The 14,253-nt window shown below is 61.3% G+C and carries 14 protein-coding genes and 2 tRNA genes; 8 read left to right on the top strand and 8 right to left on the bottom strand.

What is annotated here, in order from left to right:
* The first annotated feature begins 2 nt into the window (after positions 1-2).
* A complete protein-coding gene (locus HMPREF2807_RS08755) occupies positions 3-392 on the top strand; it encodes a globin (protein ID WP_046647325.1) in 390 nt (129 codons plus the stop codon).
* Here the strand turns inward: HMPREF2807_RS08755 and ald are convergent.
* Positions 389-1,471, bottom strand: a complete 1,083-nt coding sequence (ald, locus tag HMPREF2807_RS08750; RefSeq protein ID WP_049155868.1) for an alanine dehydrogenase — start codon at positions 1,469-1,471, stop codon at positions 389-391. The genes HMPREF2807_RS08755 and ald overlap by 4 nt on opposite strands.
* Before the next feature lie 128 nt (positions 1,472-1,599).
* On the opposite strand from ald, the gene chrA reads away from it, so the two are divergent.
* A complete protein-coding gene (gene chrA / locus HMPREF2807_RS08745) occupies positions 1,600-2,766 on the top strand; it encodes a chromate efflux transporter (RefSeq protein WP_070512017.1) in 1,167 nt (388 codons plus the stop codon).
* Here chrA and HMPREF2807_RS08740 read toward each other — a convergent pair.
* The 5 genes from HMPREF2807_RS08740 to HMPREF2807_RS08720 all read right to left on the bottom strand — a co-directional run bounded on the left by HMPREF2807_RS08740 (position 2,763) and on the right by HMPREF2807_RS08720 (position 8,567).
* Complete coding sequence (locus HMPREF2807_RS08740) at positions 2,763-3,419, bottom strand: DUF8185 domain-containing protein (RefSeq protein WP_049155827.1); 657 nt, start codon at positions 3,417-3,419, stop codon at positions 2,763-2,765. The genes chrA and HMPREF2807_RS08740 overlap by 4 nt on opposite strands.
* Positions 3,409-3,882, bottom strand: a complete 474-nt coding sequence (locus HMPREF2807_RS08735; RefSeq protein ID WP_046647327.1) for an acyl-CoA thioesterase — start codon at positions 3,880-3,882, stop codon at positions 3,409-3,411. The genes HMPREF2807_RS08740 and HMPREF2807_RS08735 overlap by 11 nt, the downstream gene beginning before the upstream one ends.
* Positions 3,883-3,931: 49 nt before the next feature.
* Positions 3,932-5,602, bottom strand: a complete 1,671-nt coding sequence (ettA, locus tag HMPREF2807_RS08730; RefSeq protein WP_049155825.1) for an energy-dependent translational throttle protein EttA — start codon at positions 5,600-5,602, stop codon at positions 3,932-3,934.
* An 80-nt stretch (positions 5,603-5,682) separates the two neighbouring features.
* The gene (locus HMPREF2807_RS08725; RefSeq protein ID WP_070511959.1) at positions 5,683-6,273 is read right to left on the bottom strand and encodes a single-stranded DNA-binding protein; all 591 of its coding nucleotides are present in this window, start codon (positions 6,271-6,273) and stop codon (positions 5,683-5,685) included.
* A gap of 221 nt (positions 6,274-6,494) precedes the next feature.
* Positions 6,495-8,567, bottom strand: coding sequence for a bifunctional copper resistance protein CopD/cytochrome c oxidase assembly protein (locus HMPREF2807_RS08720; protein ID WP_070511956.1), 2,073 nt, complete (start codon positions 8,565-8,567; stop codon positions 6,495-6,497).
* A gap of 76 nt (positions 8,568-8,643) precedes the next feature.
* On the opposite strand from HMPREF2807_RS08720, the gene HMPREF2807_RS08715 reads away from it, so the two are divergent.
* The 3 genes from HMPREF2807_RS08715 (at position 8,644) to HMPREF2807_RS08705 (ending at position 10,398) form a co-directional block, all read left to right on the top strand.
* Entirely contained in the window at positions 8,644-9,576 is a 933-nt protein-coding gene (locus tag HMPREF2807_RS08715; RefSeq protein ID WP_049155817.1) for a LysR family transcriptional regulator, read from the top strand.
* Positions 9,577-9,615: 39 nt separating this feature from the next.
* Positions 9,616-9,689 (top strand) — tRNA-Arg (locus tag HMPREF2807_RS08710).
* 76 nt (positions 9,690-9,765) lie between these two features.
* Positions 9,766-10,398 carry a hypothetical protein gene (locus HMPREF2807_RS08705; RefSeq protein WP_070511953.1) on the top strand — a complete coding sequence of 211 codons (633 nt, stop codon included), beginning with the start codon at positions 9,766-9,768 and terminating at the stop codon, positions 10,396-10,398.
* On the opposite strand, the gene HMPREF2807_RS08700 is transcribed toward HMPREF2807_RS08705, so the two are convergent.
* Entirely contained in the window at positions 10,399-10,584 is a 186-nt protein-coding gene (locus tag HMPREF2807_RS08700; RefSeq protein ID WP_046647333.1) for a PspC domain-containing protein, read from the bottom strand.
* 129 nt (positions 10,585-10,713) lie between these two features.
* On the opposite strand from HMPREF2807_RS08700, the gene cmrA reads away from it, so the two are divergent.
* Entirely contained in the window at positions 10,714-11,526 is an 813-nt protein-coding gene (cmrA, locus tag HMPREF2807_RS08695) for a mycolate reductase (RefSeq protein WP_049155810.1), read from the top strand.
* A gap of 47 nt (positions 11,527-11,573) precedes the next feature.
* On the opposite strand, the gene HMPREF2807_RS08690 is transcribed toward cmrA, so the two are convergent.
* Positions 11,574-13,115, bottom strand: a complete 1,542-nt coding sequence (locus HMPREF2807_RS08690) for an alanine/glycine:cation symporter family protein (RefSeq protein ID WP_070511950.1) — start codon at positions 13,113-13,115, stop codon at positions 11,574-11,576.
* Positions 13,116-13,376: 261 nt separating this feature from the next.
* On the opposite strand from HMPREF2807_RS08690, the gene orn reads away from it, so the two are divergent.
* Together orn and HMPREF2807_RS08680 are read left to right on the top strand one after the other, a co-directional pair.
* Complete coding sequence (orn, locus tag HMPREF2807_RS08685; RefSeq protein WP_070512014.1) at positions 13,377-14,009, top strand: oligoribonuclease; 633 nt, start codon at positions 13,377-13,379, stop codon at positions 14,007-14,009.
* 49 nt (positions 14,010-14,058) lie between these two features.
* Positions 14,059-14,131 (top strand) — tRNA-His (locus tag HMPREF2807_RS08680).
* Positions 14,132-14,253: the final 122 nt, after the last annotated feature.

The raw sequence follows: 14,253 nt of genomic DNA, 5'->3' as shown, positions 1-14,253 counted from the left end.
ACGTGCAACCAACGAGCGTGTACGAAGCCGTCGGCGGAATGGAGACCTTTGAGAAACTCGTCGGCGGCTTCTACGCCCAGGTGCGCGAAGACGATCTCATCGGGCCGATGTACCCCCAGCAGGACTGGGAAGGCGCACAGCAACGCTTGACGTGGTTCCTCGTGCAGTATTGGGGAGGTCCGCAGCTCTTCTCCGAACAACGCGGCCACCCGCGCCTGCGCATGCGGCATGCGCCCTACCCCATCGACATAGCTGCCCACGATCGCTGGCTCGAACTCATGGGCAACTCCCTGGCGCAGATCGACGAAGACACCATCCCGCCCGCCTACCGCGCCATGATTTGGGACCACATGGAGCGAGTCGCGGCGATGCTCATCAACCGCGCCCCTTAAAGCCCGAAGGCCTCCTTCACCGGCTGGGAGACCAGTTCTCCCCCGCGGGTCATAAGCCCATCGGCCAATCCCGAGAAGCGCTCCACGGCACCGTCGAAGCCGTCGGCAGCCACTGCGCGAATGTAGGGCAGAGTGGCAGAACCCAGCGCACGGGCAGAGGTGTTCGCCACCGCGCCGGGCATATTGGCCACGCAATAGAAGATGGTGTCGTGCACCTTGAAGGTGGGATCGTCGTGGGACGTCTTGCGGGAGTTTTCGAAGCAACCGCCTTGGTCAATGGCGACGTCGACAAGCACTGCACCCTTCTTCATCCGCTGGACCACGTCTTCGCGCACCAGCTTCGGGGCCGCCGCGCCCGGAACCAGAACTGCGCCAATGACCAGATCTGCCTCCAGCAGCTCGGACTCCAGCGCCGCGGGGTCCGAGACAATCGTGCGCACGTTTCCATGGTACTGCTCGTCGAAGCGCTGCAGCACGTGCGGGTCAAGGTCCAGCACGGTTACCTCCGCGCGCAATCCTTGCGCCATCGCCACCGCCGAAGCTCCCACCTGGCCACCACCGATGACGACAACGCGGGCCGGGCGCGTGCCCGGCACACCGGCTACCAGCAATCCGCGCCCGCCCTCAGTAGACAGCAGGTGGTGCGCGCCCTCAGTAACCGCCAGGCGGCCAGCCACCTGGGACATCGGTGTCAGCAGCGGCAGCGTGCCACGGGAATCGGTCACAGTTTCATAGGCCACGGCCGTCGTACCGGCCTTCATGAGCGCTTCCGTCAGCGGGCGATCCGCAGCCAGGTGCAGGTAAGTAAACAGCAGGAGGTCTTCGCGCAGGTAGCCGTACTCGGATTCGAGAGGCTCCTTGACCTTGACCACCATATCCGCCGCCCAGGCCTCCGCAGCGGAAGGGACAATGGTCGCGCCGACGGCTTCATAGTCGGAGTCCGGGAATGAGGCGCCTTCCCCGGCCGCTGTTTCCACCAGGACCTCGTGACCGTCCTTGATCAAGATGTCCGCGGCACTAGGAGTAAGGGCGACGCGGTTTTCGTTGTTCATGATTTCTTTGGGTACAGCAATACGCATGGTGAGAGCCATCTCCTTTTGTTGAAGAAAACTGAATTCGACCCCTTCAGAGTAACGCAGATCACCTCCTGCGTGCGTCGCTCTTGTTCACCGAGCGGGGTGATTCTTAAAGAATTAGTATGCGGAGCATGAGCACACTAGGCGATGTACGGCGCTCCTTCCTCCCCCTCGGGTGGACTGCGTTTGGCGGGCCGGCTGCCCACCTGGGTTATTTCCGCGCTGAGTTTGTCAGCCGCCGGAAGTGGCTCAGCGATTCCGCCTATGCAGATCTCGTGGCCATGTCCCAGTTTCTCCCCGGCCCGGCTAGCTCGAAGGTCGGGATGGCGCTGGGCTACGGGCGCGCGGGCCTCCTGGGCCTCATCTATTCATGGTTCCTGTTCACCTTCCCCTCCGCGCTCATCCTCGCCTTGTTTGGGCTCCTCGTTGCGCCCAACAGTGGGTGGATCCAGGGCATCTTAGGGGGACTCCTCGCTGCCGCCGCCGGTGTGGTGGTCCACGCCATCGTGGGGATGGCAAAGAAGCTCCTGCTTACCCCCACCGCGTGGGCGCTTGCGCTCATCAGCGCCGCCGTGCTGCTCGTCGCCGGGTCCGCGTGGCAGCTGGCTGTCCTCGCCGTGGCTGGGCTGCTGGGGGCCACCGTGTTGAGAACATGGCTGCCGACGACCTCGGCGCCCGCCGCCGATAGTGGCCTGCGCGCGGTACCCGCCCGCCTGGCGTGGGGCTGTGTAGCAGCGTTCTTCCTCCTGCTAGGCGGGCTGGCGGTGGGGGCACAGCTTAGCGACGCCTACCTCATCACCCGCGCCAACGCCTTCTACCAGTCCGGCGCCCTGGTCTTTGGCGGCGGGCACGTGGTCCTGCCACTGCTGGAGGAACAATTCGTCGGCGCGGGCTGGCTCAGCCAGCAGGAGTTTCTCGCGGGATACTCGGTAGCACAGGGCGTGCCGGGGCCGCTGTTTACCTTCGCGTCTTACCTTGGGGCGGTCGACGGCGGAATCGGCGGAGCGCTCCTAGGGACCGTTCTCATTTTCGTGCCGGGCGCCTTACTCACGCTCGCGGCTTTGCATTTGTGGACGCGCTGGAATCATCTTGGTTGGCTGCGCGGCGCGTTCTCAGCCATCAACGCAGCCGTGGTCGGCCTGCTCATCGCGGCGCTCTGGGATCCCATCATCACCCACGGGGTTAGCGGGTGGGCCTCGGCGCTCATTGCGGTGGGCGCGGGCATAGCCCTCTTCTGCAAGGCCCCGCCGTGGACGGTCGCCGTCGGCGCCGCACTGGCGGGATTCGTGCTGCTCTAGAACAGTGACAGGCGCGTCGAGTGGTAGACGCTGCCATAGGGCGCGTCGAGGCGCACCCAGCGCCCCTTGCCGGACACGCGCAAGTGACGGGGGATCTTGAGTGATGCGGCAAACCCCGGAATGAGGCCGAGGCTGGTGCAGGCGAAGATCATCCGCATGGGAATCTCCACCTGCGCCTCCGAGCTCTCCACGGTGAGCACTGTCTGATTCAACAGGCTTTTTGGCGGGCCCATCGGCCCTGAGAACTGGCGGGCCAGCTGCCGGCCTTTGTCTGCGAGCTCGCGCACGACGTCGACCGGCAAGGAATCGATCTCGCGGAATCCCTGCGCCGGCGGCAACGCGCCTGGCCACGATGGATCGCGCGCCGGCCCCAGCGAAAGCTCCACTCCGTCCTCCGCAAGGACAGGGTCGGGGGCGGTGTGGAGGGCGTCGGCAAGCGCTTGCGCGGACACCACTGCCCCGTCGCGGCCCACGGTGCCTCCGCACCGCCGTGCCACAACGACCTCGAAGGGCGTCGTGACAAAGACCTCGACCTGGTTGGCGTCATGCTGGCGCAGACGCACCGAGGCTGAGGCATCGAGCCCCGTCGCGCGGGCGAGGAGGGCACGCAGCCCTCCCCCACCGCTGCGCACTCGGAGAGTTTCACTCTCCATGATCGCGCTGCTCATCCAGCTCGACGACGGCGTGTTCCAGGATGATGTTGCGCTCCTCCTCAGTAACCTCGCGCGGCATCTGTGTACCCGGGTCGATGGCGACCTGCACGCAGTCGATGACGCAAGCCACCTGGCCCTGGGCGTCCTTAATCTTTTGGCGGGTGGTGAAGGAGGTGGTGCCAAGACGCACCACCGTGGTTTCCACCGTCACCGTGCCGTGGCGTCCATCCCACTTGATGGGGCGGACATAGTCCGCGTCGATATGGCGGACGAATGCCACCATGTTGACACCGCGGGCGTAGAAGTTGTGCATGGCAAAAGCCAAGCGCGCCTCCTGCGCCAGCTCGATGAAATTGGAGTTCATCATGTGGCCGTACATGTCGAAGTCCGACCAGCGCACACCTACGGTGAGCGCATGGACATTGTCCGTGGTCTTTTCCGACACAACCTTTTGAGCGGACATTCCAGGTTCCTTTCGGAGTTCTTCCTCTGAGTGTTAGGGCCAGTTCGCCCTAACGGCTGAGCTTGCGGTGGGTAACGCGAGACGGGCGGGCAGCTTCCTCACCGAGGCGCTCAACCTTGTTCTTCTCGTAGTCACCGAAGTTGCCCTCGAACCAGAACCACTGACCTTCTGCCACGTTGCCCTCCCAGGCCAGGATGTGAGTACAGGTGCGGTCGAGGAACCAGCGGTCGTGAGAAATAACCACGGCACAGCCGGGGAACTTCTCCAGGGCGTTTTCCAGCGAGCCCAGGGTTTCCACGTCCAAGTCGTTCGTCGGCTCATCGAGGAGGATCAGGTTGCCGCCCTCTTTAAGGGTCAGGGCCAGGTTCAAGCGGTTGCGCTCACCGCCGGAGAGAACCTTGGAAGGCTTCTGCTGATCGGCACCCTTGAAACCGAAAGCGGAGAGGTAAGCGCGGGACGGCATTTCGTTCTGGCCGACGTGAATGTAATCCAGCCCGTCGGAGACTACCTCCCACACGGTGGCCTCGGGATCGATGTTCTCGCGGCCCTGATCAACATAGGACAGCTTGACGGTCTCGCCAACGTCCACGCTGCCGGAATCCGGCTGCTCCAGACCCACGATGGTCTTGAACAGCGTGGACTTACCAACACCGTTCGGGCCGATCACGCCGACAATGCCGTTGCGCGGCAGGGTGAAGGACAAGTCCTTGATGAGCACACGATCATCGAAGCCCTTGGTCAGGTTCTTGACCTCTACCACCTTGTTGCCCAGGCGCGGCGGGGTCGGAATCTGGATCTCCTCAAAGTCCAGCTTCTTGTACTTCTCGGCTTCCGCAGCCATCTCCTCGTAGCGCTGGAGACGGGCCTTGTTCTTGGCCTGGCGGGCCTTCGCACCGGAGCGAACCCATGCGAGCTCGTCCTTGAGGCGCTTCTGCAGCTTCTTGTCCTTGGCGCCGGCAATTTCCAGACGCTCAGCCTTCTTCTCCAGGTAGGTGGAGTAGTTGCCCTCGTAGGGGTAGAGCTTGCCGCGGTCAACCTCACAGATCCAGCCCGCGACGTGGTCGAGGAAGTAACGGTCGTGGGTCACGGCAAGGACCGCACCCGGGTAAGACTCGAGGTGCTTCTCCAGCCACTGGACAGACTCGGCGTCCAGGTGGTTCGTGGGCTCGTCGAGCAGCAGCAGGTCGGGCTCACTCAGCAGCAGCTTGGCCAGCGCGACGCGGCGGCGCTCACCACCGGAGAGGTTGGTTACCGGGGCATCGGACAGAGGGCAACGCAGGGCCTCCATGGCCTGCTCGATCTTGGAATCGACCTCCCAGGCATCGGCGGCGTCGAGCTCCTCCTGCAGCTTGCCCATTTCCTCCATGAGTTCGTCGGAGTAATTGGTGGCCATCTCCTCCGCGATCTCTTCGAAGCGCTGCTTCTTCTGGAAGATCTCACCGAGGCCCTCTTCGACGTTTTCGCGGACCGTCTTCTCCTCATTGAGCGGCGGCTCCTGGAGGAGGATGCCGACCGTCTTGCCCGGATCCAGGAAAGCCTCACCGTTGGAAGGCTGATCAAGGCCGGCCATGATCTTCAGGATCGAGGACTTACCTGCACCGTTGGGGCCCACGACGCCAATCTTGGCGCCCGGGTAGAAAGCCATGGTGACGTTATCCAAAATAACCTTGTCACCGATGGCCTTACGCACGTTTTTCATCGTGTAGATGAATTCGCCCATGTTTCACCCTTTGCTTCTGTCAGGATTGGTAAATAACAGTACAAAGACTACATCACATGGGCGGCGGTGGTCCTCTGTCCTTAGACCATCGCGTCCTCAGGTTCCGGTTCGACGTGTGACTCGGCCGCAGACTGCGCTTGCTGACGGTCCGCCGCGGTGTCCTGCGGAGTATCTCCCGACTGCAGGGCAGCCGGCATTGCTTCATTCTCCGTGGCGCTGGGTGGCGCCGTGTAATCTACGTCCGGCACCGGCGGATTCTCCCCCAGCCAGAGAGCTTCACTGCCCTCCTCGCCGTAGGAGGTGCCAATTTTGGTGGAGGTGATGCAGAAGCGGTTGAGGTCGAGCCCCACGTGCGCAATCTTGATATAGGTCCTGGAGCGCGTCGCTCCGCGCTGATCCTCCCACCGGTCCGTGACGATGGAGCCCATCACAAAGACCGGCATGCCCTTATACAGCGACTTCTTGACGTTGATGGCGCACTGGCCCCACACCTCGCCGTCGATATAGTTGAGGTCCAGCTCTCGCCACACCGTCTTGCCTTCTTCATCCTTTTCCGGAACGCTGCGGGAGGAGGCAAAACGCAGGCGGGCCTTGTACATGGTGTCGCTAATCTTGGTCAGGTGCGGGTCGTGGGTCAGACGCCCAGTGAGTGAAATTGGGTATTGAGACATTGCGTGATTCCTTTGCCATGTGTGGTTGGTGATCTTCTTGAGTGCGAGGAAGCAATACGCCTCCCTTACCTCGCATCATCGCCACCGATCACCGCACCCGCAATAGCGTCACCGCGAACCTGTGGATAACTTGTTGAAAGACTCAACAAAATATCCATTCACACAGTTCAAAGACCCTTTTCCATCACCCTGGACGCGCCAGCTCTCTAGTGCTGGCGCCCCTAGTGCTGTCGGAAGCTGGAATCGTCGCCTTCGTTCATCTGCTTGAGCATGGCGTTATAGCTTGCCAAGTCGGCATCGCCGTCAACGTCCGCCTTAGCATCGTGGCGGCGAGCGGTGGCGCGATCCTCTCGCAACCAATCCAGGAAGAGTGAACCAAAGACGATCACCAGCGGGAACTGGCCAAAGCCCCACGAAATACCGCCGCCGGTGCGCTGATCCGTGACAAAGTCCGGGTTCCACGGCAGGTTCAAGGATTCATAGAAATCCAAGCCAAGAATAACCTGCATCTGCATGAGGTAGACACCGGCGAACAGATGCAGAGGCATCGACACAAACAGGATAAGCAGGCGAACGCCAGTGGGTGCGCGCCATGGCAACGGATCCGGGCCAATAACCTCCCAGTAGTAGATGTAGCCGGAAATCAGGAAGACCCAGTTCATGATGACGTGCCCGGCATGTTCCGAAATGGCAACCTCGTAGAAGCTCGGAAAGAGGTAGAGCACGTAGAGAATGGCCAGAAACTGCAGGACGTTGACCGCCGGATGCGTCAGGATGCGCAGCGTGGTGGATTTGGTGAGGGCAACGGCGGCGTCGTGAAGCGTGGGCTTGCCCGGCTCACCCGGTTCAAACGCCTCCATAACCAAGGTCACTGGGGCACCCAACACGAGGCAGAGCGGAATCGCCATGGACAAAATCATGTGCACGAGCATGTGCATGGAGTACAGCGCCGGCATGTACAGGCCAATACCGTTGCTCATGATGATGGTCATGCCCAAGGAGCCCACCAGGAACCAGGCCGTACGCCCCGCCGACCACGTCAGCCCACGCCGCTTCAGACGCCAGAGCGCGTACAGGTAGAAGCCGGCTAGCACGAGTCCGAGCGAGCCAAACATGAGGTCGAAGCGGAACATGGTCCACACGTTGGTGGCTGTCGGGGCGTCGAAAAGCTCGTAGCCCACCAGAATCTGCATGGCGTTGAGATTCGGATCCCGCGGCGGCGGGGGCGGTGTACGGCCCATCGAGATGGCCACGCCGACTGTGGCCGCCATGATGAGAACCTCCACCACAGACACTCGAACAAACAGGCGCGGTGCGCGTTTCAGCTGGGGAATGGTGACTCGGCGATGCACAAATCCTATGGCCGCGAGCACCACCGTGAGCACTGTCTTGCTCAACACCAGCAAGCCATAGCGAGTGGTGAATAAATCCCCTAACTCAACGCGGATGAGCGCGTTGACCACACCGGTCGCCGCCAACCCCAAGATGGACAGCAGCGCAACCGTAGAATAACGGCGAACCGCCACGCCCATGTCAGGCCCTAGGCGGCGGCCATGCGCAATGAGGCCCATGAGCCCACCGACCCACAGCATGATGAAGAACAGGTGCAAAAGCAGTGAGTTCGTGCCGTAGTCATGGTCGCCGCCGGAGGCCGAGTGCCCCTCCATCCCGAGGGGCACCGTGAGCAACAGGGACAGGAAGAACGTAGCGACCTGTCCCGCCCACGTGCGCGCAACAAACCCCGCTACGGCGACGAGCGCTGCGATCCCCGCGGTGAGGAGCCAGACCTGCGACGCCGCAATCTGGCCCACCGCCATGCCCATCAGCTCCGGGTTAAGAACCTGGCGCAACGGAGTACCAGTGAGATCCGACATGACGAGGGGAACCTCGAGCAAGGACACCACCGCGGCCCCCACAGCGGCCCAGGCACCGGTCCGCGCAGCGATGTGCCCGTCGACGGTGAGGCGCGCCTTGATCAAACGCTCGTTGTCCTTATCTGGCACGGCCGGGTAAATCAAGAATGCGCTGGACATGAATGAGCCGATGGACAGGGCCATCAGCATCCAGGCGACGGCACGGAAGAAGGGCAAACCAAAGGTCGTGACGCGCCCCGGGTCCGGGATACCGAGGGCAGCGAGCGAATCTGCAAGGAAGAACAGGGAAATGATCCCGCCCACGAGACCAGCGAAGACGACGAAAGAAAGATTCAACAAACGGGAGGGCCGCGCTCCCGACGCCGAGTGCGCCAGCCCCGGCGAGTACTGTGAGCTGGTGTTTTCCTTCTCAGTGTGCATGGTGGGCAGTCTACCGCCACACATGTTCTCTTACCTAAAAGGTAGACAACTCTCAGCTTTCGGGTAGTCTTCACTTATGGACTCACGCCAGCTTCATCACTTTCGAACCGTCGTGGACCACGGTTCGTTTACGCAGGCCGCGGAATCGCTGCAGCTCACGCAACCTTCCCTGAGCCTTACCGTGCGCAAACTCGAAAAAGATCTCAACGTGAAGCTGCTCTCCCGCGGGCGCGGCGGAGTCCAAACAACGGAGGCTGGGGATTACCTCTATGGTGTCGCGACCTCGATCGATTCCCTCCTCAACACCGCTGCCGTGCGCCTAGCCGAGATTGCGTCGGGCAGCGCCGGGTCAGTCACGCTGTGTTCCGCGCCCGAGTTCAATTGGCTGTATATGCCGGCGGTTCTGCGCCGCATGCGGCAACGCGCGCCAGAGGTAAGTGTTTCCTTAAAGGACTTAGAACCTACCACCACGCTCAAGCAGGTCCTGGATGGCTCCGTGGAGATCGGCATCATCCTCACCACCAACCCACAGCGCTTCCGCCAGGACTACGGCACACAGCTCACCATTGACTGCGCCGCCGAGATGGACCTGCGCGTCGCACTCCCCCAACGCCTGGCGGACCTACCCGACCCCGTCCAGCTCTCCGATCTTGCCGCCGAAACGTGGCTCCTGCCGCCGCGCTGTCCGGAGCTCAGCAGCCTGCCCGAAGTGTTGGACCAGGTATGGGCCGCGGCCCCGCTCAGCAAACCTATGGGTGTCCAGGAAATTTCCACGCTGCAAACAGGCTTGCCGCTCGTTGCCGGCGACTATGGCATCAGCCTCATGCCGCACACCGCGCAGGCCTTGGGCCAAAGCGGCGTTCATTTCCGCCGCGTTGCGGAAACGCTGCCTACTATGCAGGCGCTTCTCATCCACCGTACGGACCGTGCATTGAGCCCGGCAGCGCGCACGTTGGTCTCCACCCTCCTCAGCACCAGCACCGAATCAACGCCAGCAGTAGCCCGATAGTCTGACTTCGCTCTCCGGTGCGTTATGATGGCTCGGTACGCCTCCATAGCTCAGTGGATTAGAGCAGTGGGTTTCTACCCCATGTGTCGCGGGTTCGAATCCTGCTGGGGGCACGCAGTTCAGAGCCACTTTTTGAGATTTGCCATAACGTCAAAAAGTGGCCTTTAGGCACCTTTTGGGCACACTCCTATGGACATTACTCTCGCCACTTTTGACTACGCCCCGGAATCCGCGCTGCGCGGACTGCGTTTCAGTAACGCCTGGGTGCCGTCGCCAAGCTATGCGGAATCGCGCCGCGGGGTGCTCACAGGACAATACCCGCAGCGCGGCGCCACCACCCGCATCACGGAGATTTTCGCGGCCGCCGGCTTCGAAGTCCGAGAAGACGCCCTCCCCGCGTCCGCACCGGTCTTTCGCCTCCTCGAGCAGCCGCATCCCCAGCTGCTGGGTGACCTGGAGGGCGTCGTGGCGGTCTGTTCCCTACAGGGCGAGAAGTCCGCGATGTCCCTCCTATGGCCCGGCGTAGCGGAGTCTGGGGTCTGCGCAGAACTCGTCTCCCCTCTCGACCTAGCGCCCACGCTCGCGGCAATCGCGGGGCTGGATGTGCGCCCCAACGCCCCGCTGTCCTTCGACGGTCTCAATCTGGTTCCGGTGCTCCGCTACGGCGCCTCCGGGCACACAGCACTCTTCTTCGACAACGGCGTACGTATGCAGGACGCCGTGCTTGTCGACGCCTCCGCCACCCCGCCCAGCGCCTTGCCGCGTCTGCAGGAGGAGTGGGAAACGTGGAAGAGGTTTATGGCTTTCGGCCCGCTGCAGTAGCTACTCCACCGGGATAACAACCCAGAGGATGAGATAGAGCAGGATTCCTGAGAAGCCCAGCAGAGTCGCAACAACGAAGAGAATGCGCACCAGGGTCGGATCGAGGTTGTAGGTCTGTGCGATGCCGCCGCAGACGCCGCCGAGCATCGTGTCAGTAGTGGAACGAGTTAAACGTTGGTTGGTCATGATGTCTCCTTTCGCTTTCTATTATCCAGAGTTGGGGCCGAGGAGACATCAGTGTTTACCCTGGTTTAGACCCTGAGTGCTCTACGCTGGGTGGAGACTTCCCACCCCTGAGAGAAAGGACGCCGTTTCATGGCTCACTCCCCTGGGCTGCCCGCCCCTACCCGCTCCTCGTATGCACTGCTGACTGGTGCCAGCCAGGGCATTGGCGCTGCGATGGCCAAAGATCTGGCCGCTCGCGGCTACAACGTCATTCTCGTTGCTCGCCGTGAAGAGGTCCTCGAATCCATCGCTGCGGACCTACGCTCCCGTCACGAGGTTGATGCCATTGCGCTGGCTGCGGATCTCTCCGAGGCGGCGGACGTTGACCGCGTTATCGAATTCATGGCGGGCAAGGAAATCTCCATCATCGTTAACTCGGCGGGCATCGCCAGCTTTGGCAAGTTCATGGATCAGGACTGGGATTATGAAACCCGGCAGTTCGATCTCAACGGCAAGGCCGTTCACCGTCTGACCCGTGCCGCACTGGAGCAGATGCTGCCGCGGCGCAGCGGCGCTATTTGTAACGTGGGCTCGGCTGCGGGCAACGTCTCCATTCCGAACAACGCCACCTATGTTTTCACCAAGGCAGGTGTCAATGCCTTTACTGAGGCCCTGCACTATGAGCTCAAGGGCTCGGGCGTGACCTGCACTCTGCTGGCTCCTGGCCCAGTGCGCGATGCTGTTATTCCCGAGGAGGAGCAGTCCATCGTGGATAAGGTCGTCCCGGACTTCTTGTGGACCACCTACGAGTCCTGCTCCGAAGAAACCCTCGAGGCCATGGCCCGCAACCAGCGGCGCGTGGTCCCCGGCCCGCTCTCCAAGGTAATGAATGCACTGGGCAAGATTGTGCCGACCCCGATTGTTGCGCCGATCATCGGCAGTTTCTATTCCAAGATGGCCTAGGACACGACAAAGCCCGCTCTCTTTGGGAGAGCGGGCTTTTGCGTTACTTAACCCTGGAGCGGCGAGTCCTGCGCAATGGCTTTCTGCGCGGCCTCCTGGCGGGCGAGCTTGCGCTCTACCCAGAATTCAGCGTTCTTGATTCCCAGCGCCTCTGGGTCAAACTGCGGGTCCTTGCCGGCAGCCTTCTGTGCGCTGTAGTCCTTGAGGCACTTGAGAGCCGGGACCTGCAGGAAAAGAATGGCGATGATGTTGAGCCAGGCCGTTGCGCCAACACCGATATCACCCAGCGCCCAGGCAGCGCCTGGAGTTGTCGTAGCACCGATAACCACGGACACCACGAGGAGAATGCGCAGGAGCCAAACCAGTGCGCGACGGGTGGTCTTGTTGCTAATCCACCGGTTGAAGTAGGTCAGGTTGACCTCTGCCATGTAGTAGTAGGCCAAGACGGTGGTGAAGGCAAAGAACGCGATGGCGATGGCAATGAAGCTCGGTCCGAAACCTGCCAACAGGGTGTCTAGGCCGTGCTGGACAAAGCCCGGACCCACCTCAACACCATCCGGGATAGAACCGGCATAACGCACGGGACCGTCCTCAGATTCGCCCTCGAAGACCTTGTACATGTCCGTGGAGATGATGATGAAGGCGGTTGCGGAGCATACGAAGAGGGTATCGATGTACACCGCGAAAGCCTGGACGAAACCCTGCTTCGCTGGGTGGGACACTTCCGCGGCCGCAGCAGACTGCGGACCGGTACCCTGGCCTGCCTCGTTAGAGTAGATGCCTCGCTTCACGCCCCACATGATGGCCGAACCCAACAGGCCAGAGAAGGCCTGCTCGGCGCCGAAAGCAGACTTAAAGATCATGCCGAAGACCTCAGGGATCTGGTTAAAGTTCATGATCAGAATGATGATGGCAAAGAGAATGTAGGCAGCCGCCATGAACGGAACCACGAGGGACGCGAAGTTCGCGATGCGCTTGACGCCACCGATAATGATGATGGCCAGAATTCCGCCCAGAACCAGCGCAGACCAACCAACTTCGATGCCCCACGCGTTCTGGACTGCCGCAGCCACACCGTTAGCCTGAATTCCCGGCAGGAAGTAGCTGGTAGCCAGGATCATCGCAATGGCGAAGACGATGCCGTAGACCACCATGAACGGGCCAGCCTTGGTGTGTTTGTAGGCCTTCTCGATGTAGTAGGCCGGGCCGCCGCGGTACTCACCAGTGTCCTGGTCCTTCTCCTTGTAGACCTGCGCCAAGGTACATTCCACGAACGACGTTGCGGAACCCAGCAGCGCCACCGCCCACATCCAGAACACAGCGCCTGGGCCGCCGAACGCAATAGCCGTAGCAACGCCGGAGATGTTGCCCACGCCGACACGGCCGGCCAAGGAAATCATGAGCGACTGGAAGGACGAGACACCCGAATCGGAGCTCTCACCATCCTTCAGCTGCTTAATCATGTCCGGAATGCAGCGTACCTGCAGGAACTTGGTCGCCAAAGTGAAATAGATTCCCGCGCCGAGACACAGGAAGACCAGTGCTGGTGACCAGATTAGAGCATTGAGGGTATCGAGAAAGGTTGACATCGGTAGGTTACCGTCCTTCGCTATATGTGAGTGCCATCACGTTAAAGGCTGTCCTAATAATGTCCCATCGACTGAGGCTTTCGTGAGCAAAATCATAAAAAAGTTGAGAATGCCCCCCTCTCGCAACCCGGGCAATCGCCACAAAACCCCAGTTCACATCGTTCAAGAAGCTTTTTACCGCCCGAGTCTTCGCTCTACCCCCACTTACCCCCATCCCAACACCTACCGAACCGCTACCAAGGAGAAACTATGGTGGAACCCATGAGTGATATCCCCGCTAAGAATGACCGCCTTGTCTGGATCGATCTGGAAATGACCGGACTGGAACCACAGCGCCACGTCATCGTGGAAGTTGCCGCCGTGATAACCGACGCCGAGCTGAACATCCTTGACGAAGGCATCGACCTCGTCGTGCACGCCACGGAGGAGCAGCTCGCGGAGATGGACGACTTCGTCACCACAATGCACGCAAACTCCGGGCTGGACAAGGAAATTCGGGAATCCACGCTCACGATCGAAGAAGCAGAGGAAGCAGTACTGAAACTCGTCGAGAAGCACTGCGATCCGAACCACCCTGCACCCTTGGCGGGAAATTCCATCGCTACGGACCGCGCCTTCATCCGCGCCCACATGCCACGTCTGGATACCGCGCTGCACTACCGAATGATTGATGTTTCCACCATTAAAGAGCTCGCCCGCCGCTGGCACCCGCGGGCTTATTACAACCAGCCGGATAAGGGAATGGCACACCGGGCACTGCAGGACATTATCGAGTCCATCCGCGAGCTCGATTTTTACCGCCGCAGCGTTTTCCGCACCGACGACGGCCCCTCCTCCACGGAAGCCGAGGAACTGAAGGCCGCTACAACCACCGATTACCAGGCGTTTTTGTAAAACCGACGACGTGGGTTAACCTGTATCTCGTTGCTTTCGGGCAACGATGGTGGCTGTAGTTCAGCTGGTAGAGCACCAGGTTGTGATCCTGGGTGTCGCGGGTTCGAGCCCCGTCAGCCACCCCGAACAAACCCCGCATTGTGCTTGAGCAGGATGCGGGGTTAACTTTTTGCGCCAATCCTCGGGCTCAGAGCCACTCCCCACTCCCCACGCCGGGCTTAAGGGACATTTCGTGTGGATTTGC

Source organism: Corynebacterium sp. HMSC074A09 (genome assembly GCF_001811545.1).
Taxonomy (GTDB): Bacteria; Actinomycetota; Actinomycetes; order Mycobacteriales; family Mycobacteriaceae; genus Corynebacterium; species Corynebacterium hiratae.
The sequence above is the reverse complement of the archived record's forward strand: the minus strand, read 5'-3'. Positions and strand labels throughout refer to the sequence as shown.

Bases quoted from the DNA above. Each gene is read 5' to 3' on its own strand.
- HMPREF2807_RS08705 (WP_070511953.1), top strand. From the start codon at position 9,766: ATGGACATTACTCTCGCCACTTTTGACTACGCCCCGGAATCCGCGCTG.
- HMPREF2807_RS08740 (WP_049155827.1), bottom strand. From the start codon at position 3,419: ATGGAGAGTGAAACTCTCCGAGTGCGCAGCGGTGGGGGAGGGCTGCGT.
- HMPREF2807_RS08700 (WP_046647333.1), bottom strand. From the start codon at position 10,584: ATGACCAACCAACGTTTAACTCGTTCCACTACTGACACGATGCTCGGC.
- HMPREF2807_RS08735 (WP_046647327.1), bottom strand. From the start codon at position 3,882: ATGTCCGCTCAAAAGGTTGTGTCGGAAAAGACCACGGACAATGTCCAT.
- HMPREF2807_RS08690 (WP_070511950.1), bottom strand. From the start codon at position 13,115: ATGTCAACCTTTCTCGATACCCTCAATGCTCTAATCTGGTCACCAGCA.
- HMPREF2807_RS08715 (WP_049155817.1), top strand. From the start codon at position 8,644: ATGGACTCACGCCAGCTTCATCACTTTCGAACCGTCGTGGACCACGGT.
- orn (WP_070512014.1), top strand. From the start codon at position 13,377: ATGAGTGATATCCCCGCTAAGAATGACCGCCTTGTCTGGATCGATCTG.
- chrA (WP_070512017.1), top strand. From the start codon at position 1,600: ATGAGCACACTAGGCGATGTACGGCGCTCCTTCCTCCCCCTCGGGTGG.
- HMPREF2807_RS08725 (WP_070511959.1), bottom strand. From the start codon at position 6,273: ATGTCTCAATACCCAATTTCACTCACTGGGCGTCTGACCCACGACCCG.
- HMPREF2807_RS08720 (WP_070511956.1), bottom strand. From the start codon at position 8,567: ATGCACACTGAGAAGGAAAACACCAGCTCACAGTACTCGCCGGGGCTG.
- ald (WP_049155868.1), bottom strand. From the start codon at position 1,471: ATGCGTATTGCTGTACCCAAAGAAATCATGAACAACGAAAACCGCGTC.
- cmrA (WP_049155810.1), top strand. From the start codon at position 10,714: ATGGCTCACTCCCCTGGGCTGCCCGCCCCTACCCGCTCCTCGTATGCA.
- ettA (WP_049155825.1), bottom strand. From the start codon at position 5,602: ATGGGCGAATTCATCTACACGATGAAAAACGTGCGTAAGGCCATCGGT.